Source organism: Massilia sp. Root335 (assembly GCF_001425685.1).
Taxonomy (GTDB): domain Bacteria; phylum Pseudomonadota; class Gammaproteobacteria; order Burkholderiales; family Burkholderiaceae_D; genus Telluria; species Telluria luteola.
The window spans coordinates 85512-89990 of the sequence record NZ_LMCY01000008.1 but is presented as its reverse complement, the minus strand read 5'-3'; the positions used below and the strand labels follow the sequence as shown (position 1 = coordinate 89990).

Genomic DNA, 4479 nt, shown 5'->3' with positions numbered 1-4479 from the left:
GGCGCCGTCAGCTGCGTGCCGATCGCTTCGCCGTGCGCGAGCCGGGTCAGGACGTTGTCCTCGCGGCCCCAGGCGATCACCGTGTGCGCGCCCGAACGGGCGGCGCGCTTGGCGGCCAGCACCTTCGTCAGCATGCCGCCGCGCCCGATATTGCTGCCGGCGCCGCCGGCCATCGCTTCGAGCGACGTGTCGCCGGCCTGCGCTTCCCCGATCAGCCGTGCTTGTGGATCCTTGCGCGGATCGGCCGAGTACAGGCCCTTCTGGTCGGTCAGGATCACGAGGGCATCCGCCTCGATCAGGTTGGCGACGAGCGCGCCCAGCGTGTCGTTGTCGCCGAACTTGATTTCGTCCGTGACGACGGTGTCGTTCTCGTTGATGATCGGGACGACGCCCAGGCGCAGCAAGGTGGTGAGCGTGGAGCGCGCGTTCAGGTAGCGTTCGCGGTCCGCGAGGTCGGCGTGCGTGAGCAGCACCTGCGCGGTCTTGACGCCGTGGCTGCGGAAGCTCGTTTCGTAGATCTGCGCGAGGCCCATCTGGCCGCAGGCGGCGCAGGCCTGCAGTTCGTGGATGTCGGTCGGGCGCGCGGTGAAACCGAGGCGCAGCATGCCTTCGGCGATGGCGCCGGACGACACCAGCACGACTTCCTTGCCGAGCGAACGGAGCGAGGAGATTTGCGCGGCCCAGCGCGCGATGGCGCCGTGGTCGAGGCCCCGGCCTTCGTCGGTGACGAGCGATGAGCCGACTTTGACGATGATGCGGCTGGATTTCAGGATGACTGAATTGACGACAGAGTTCATGGCGACGGTCGGATTGACAGGAAGCGTCCTTGCGGGCGCAGGCCGATCAGCGCCAGGCCGACCGCCAGCTCGATCCCGCTGACGACGAACAATAAGCCCTGGGGCAGGCCGATCGCGAAGGCCGCGACGAAGCGGCCGAGCGGCTGCGCCAGGATGAACAATGCTGCGAGGTCGCCGAGGATGGGCTGGTCGCCCTGCCTTGCCGCCAGCAGAGCCAGCCCCGCGGTGGCGAGGCGTACTCCGACGTAGAGGGCGTAGAACTGGCTGTAGCCGTTCACGCCGACGAGGAACAGTCCCATCGCGTCCGCCATCCGGTCCGGATTCAGCAGGGCCGCGAGCGCGGCCAGCGACTGCGCCGTGGCGCAGGCCGACAGCAACTGGCCGCGCAGGCGCGCGCGCCGCGCGCTGCTTGCGATGTGGGCGATGGAGACTGCCAACGATCAGTCTTCGAGGATCTTGAAGCGCGGATCGTCCGGATCGATCGACGCGATGCCGCGTGCTTCCTCGGTCATCTGCTTCTCTTCCGAGCGCTGCTCGGAGTGGCGCTTCTCTTCCAGGTACTTGTAGATCGCGTGCACGAGGTCTTCGCAGCCTTCGCGGTTCAGCGCCGAAATCTCGAACACGGGGCCCTTCCAGGCCATGCGCTTGACGAAGTCCTTGACGAGCTTTTTACGATCTTCTTCCGGCACGACATCCAGCTTGTTCAGCACGAGCCAGCGCGGCTTGTTGACGAGCTCCTCGTCGTACTTCTCGAGCTCCTTCACGAGCGCCTTGGTTTCCTTGACGGGGTCCGTCTTGCCGTCCATCGGCGCGACGTCGACGATGTGCAGCAACAGGCCCGTGCGGCTCAGGTGGCGCAGGAACTGGTGACCGAGGCCGGCGCCTTCCGCCGCGCCTTCGATCAGGCCCGGGATGTCGGCGATCACGAAGCTCTTCGCGTGCGACACGCGCACGACGCCGAGGTTCGGGTGCAGCGTGGTGAACGGATAATCCGCGATCTTGGAGCGCGCGTTCGACACGGCCGTGATGAACGTCGACTTGCCGGCGTTCGGCATGCCCAGCAGGCCCACGTCGGCCAGCACCTTCAGTTCGAGGCGCAGCGCGCGGCGCTCGCCCTCCTTGCCGTCCGTCTTCTGGCGCGGCGCGCGGTTGGTCGACGTCTTGAAGTGGATGTTGCCCCAGCCTCCCTCGCCGCCCCTGGCCAGCAATTCGACCTGGTCGTGCTCCGTCAGGTCGGCGATGATCTCGCCGGTGACGTCGTCGACGATCAGGGTGCCGACCGGCATGCGCATGTAGACATCCTCGGCGCCCTTGCCGTAGCAGTCGGAACCGCGGCCCGGCTCGCCGTTGCGCGCCGTGTGCACCTTGGAAAAGCGGAAATCGACCAGCGTGTTGATGTTGCGGTCGGCGACCGCCCAGATCGAGCCGCCGCGGCCGCCGTCGCCGCCGTCCGGACCACCGAACGGGCGAAATTTCTCGCGGCGGAACGAGGCGCAGCCGTTGCCGCCGTCGCCGGCGATGACTTCGATGCGTGCTTCGTCAATAAACTTCATGATGAGACCACCAAAAACGAAAGGCTGTGTCACTGTTAAAAACGGACCGGGCATCCATGATAGACGAACGGCCGCGGAACGATCCGCACTTAACGGTGACAACGCCAAAAATTAAAAAGGCCCTACCTGAGGGCAGAGCCTATCGATCGTAAGGCTCGCGCCCTACTTCGCGGGACCATGCCTTGCGGCCCGGCCCCGCTTGCGCCGCTTGATTTAAGCAGCAGCTGCTTCTGCAGCGATGACGGTCACGTACTGCTTCGAACCGACGCCTTGCTTGACGAACTTGACCGTGCCGTTGACCAGGGCGAACAGGGTGTGATCCTTGCCCAGGCCGACGTTGGTGCCCGGACGGATCGTCGTGCCGCGCTGGCGCATGATGATGCCGCCGGCGTTGATCGCCTGGCCGCCGTAGACCTTCACGCCGAGGCGTTTGCTTTCTGAGTCACGGCCGTTGCGGGTAGTGCCGCCGCCTTTTTTGTGTGCCATTTAGATGCTCCTTGATGACTGAATAGGGACGCGCGGCGATTAGCCGTTGATCGCAACCACTTGGATTTCGGTGTAGTTCTGGCGATGGCCCTGACGCTTCTGGTAGTGCTTACGACGACGCATCTTGAAAATGCGCACTTTGTCGTGACGACCGTGCGACACAACAGTCACGCGAACCGAAGCACCTTCCACCAGCGGAGCACCAAATTTGATGCTCTCGCCCTCGCCGACGGCGAGAACCTGATCGATAGTGAGTTCGGAACCAATGTCTGCCGGTATCTGTTCTACTTTGAGTTTTTCGCCAGCGACAACTTTATATTGCTTGCCACCGGTTTTTATGACCGCGTACATGATTTGAAACCTCGTTGATTGTTAAGAAATTTCCCGTGCTCCCGGCACAAGAAACACAGCCAGGGATTCGGGGAACAGAGGATTATACATGGAATGGTGCGGGGCGTCAAAACGGTTGTGGTGGCGCGGCCTTGACGCCCGTCGCGCAGGAGGATTCCCTCTGGCGCCACTGGGAAAAAGGACGGTTTTTGCTTGCATGTCGTATAATCGCGACTCAACAAAACCTATCCGCATCCAACGTCAGCAGGTCCGCCTTGTCCGCCGCCACCCAAACCGCACAACAGAACCCCATCACCCGCACGATCGCAGCCGACATGGAGGCCGTCAACACGGTGATCCGGCAGCGGCTGCAATCCGAAGTCGCGCTGGTGAACCAGATCGCCGAGTACATCATCAGTGCCGGCGGCAAGCGGATCCGTCCCGTGCTGGTGCTGCTGCTGGCGAACGCCTACGGCTACCGCGGCACCGGCCACCACGAACTGGCGGCCGTCGTGGAATTCATCCACACGGCGACCCTGCTGCACGACGACGTCGTCGACGAATCCTCGATGCGCCGCGGCCGCCAGACGGCCAACGCCATGTTCGGCAATGCCGCGTCGGTGCTCGTGGGCGACTACCTGTACTCGCGCTCGTTCGAGATGATGACGGCCCTGGACAATATGCGCGTCATGCAGATCCTGTCGCGCGCGACGACCGTCATCGCCGAAGGCGAAGTGCTGCAGCTGCTGAACATGCACGATCCGGACGTCACGCAAGAGAGCTACCTGCGCGTGATCCGCTCGAAGACCGCGAAACTGTTCGAAGCCGCCGCCCAGCTGGGCGCCCTCGTGGCCGGCGCGAACGACGACCAGATCGAAGCGGCCGGCGAATACGGCCGCTCGCTGGGCACGGCGTTCCAGCTGATCGACGACGTGCTCGACTACGCGGGCGACGCCGCCGAGATCGGCAAGAACGTGGGCGACGACCTGCGCGAAGGCAAGCCGACCTTGCCGCTGATCTACGTGATGGAAAACGGCACGGCCGAGCAGCGCGAACTGATCCGCACCTGCATCGAACAGGGCGACGAAACCCATTTCGACGCCGTGCTGGCGGCCGTTTCGAACAGCGGCGCGCTGGACTTCACGCGGCGCGAAGCGGAGACCGCGGCACGCCGCGCCGCCGCCGCAATCGCCGACCTGCCGGAGAGCGAATACAAGGCGAGCCTGCTGCAGTTATGCACCTTCGCTGTTGACAGGAACCATTGAGGCAACTATAGTAATGCCTTCCCGAGATTCCGGTAACGGCGTCTCGAA

Annotated in this window: 5 protein-coding genes and 1 pseudogene; 1 reads left to right on the top strand and 5 read right to left on the bottom strand. The window is 64.1% G+C overall.

Annotated features, from left to right (window positions below; genetic code table 11):
- From proB to rplU, 5 genes and pseudogenes are all read right to left on the bottom strand, one after another.
- Positions 1-797: pseudogene (gene proB / locus ASC93_RS06350) on the bottom strand (glutamate 5-kinase); the annotation flags it as partial.
- A complete protein-coding gene (locus ASC93_RS06345) occupies positions 794-1234 on the bottom strand; it encodes a hypothetical protein (protein ID WP_056438861.1) in 441 nt (146 codons plus the stop codon). The gene ASC93_RS06345 and the pseudogene proB, both read right to left, overlap by 4 nt.
- 3 nt (positions 1235-1237) lie before the next feature.
- Positions 1238-2350, bottom strand: a complete 1113-nt coding sequence (cgtA, locus tag ASC93_RS06340; RefSeq protein ID WP_056438859.1) for an Obg family GTPase CgtA — start codon at positions 2348-2350, stop codon at positions 1238-1240.
- A gap of 213 nt (positions 2351-2563) precedes the next feature.
- Positions 2564-2836: a 50S ribosomal protein L27 gene (rpmA, locus tag ASC93_RS06335; RefSeq protein ID WP_056438856.1), complete on the bottom strand. Its 273-nt coding sequence runs from the start codon at positions 2834-2836 to the stop codon at positions 2564-2566.
- 39 nt (positions 2837-2875) lie between these two features.
- Entirely contained in the window at positions 2876-3187 is a 312-nt protein-coding gene (gene rplU / locus ASC93_RS29525; RefSeq protein ID WP_036230184.1) for a 50S ribosomal protein L21, read from the bottom strand.
- Positions 3188-3441: 254 nt separating this feature from the next.
- Here rplU and ispB point away from each other — a divergent pair, with 254 nt between their 5' ends.
- Complete coding sequence (ispB, locus tag ASC93_RS06325; protein ID WP_056438850.1) at positions 3442-4431, top strand: octaprenyl diphosphate synthase; 990 nt, start codon at positions 3442-3444, stop codon at positions 4429-4431.
- The last annotated feature ends 48 nt before the right edge of the window (positions 4432-4479 follow it).

What these genes read in the sequence shown, in the direction of transcription:
- rplU (WP_036230184.1), bottom strand. Translation starts at nt 3,187, where the DNA reads ATGTACGCGGTCATAAAAACCGGTGGCAAGCAATATAAAGTTGTCGCT.
- rpmA (WP_056438856.1), bottom strand. Translation starts at nt 2,836, where the DNA reads ATGGCACACAAAAAAGGCGGCGGCACTACCCGCAACGGCCGTGACTCA.
- cgtA (WP_056438859.1), bottom strand. Translation starts at nt 2,350, where the DNA reads ATGAAGTTTATTGACGAAGCACGCATCGAAGTCATCGCCGGCGACGGC.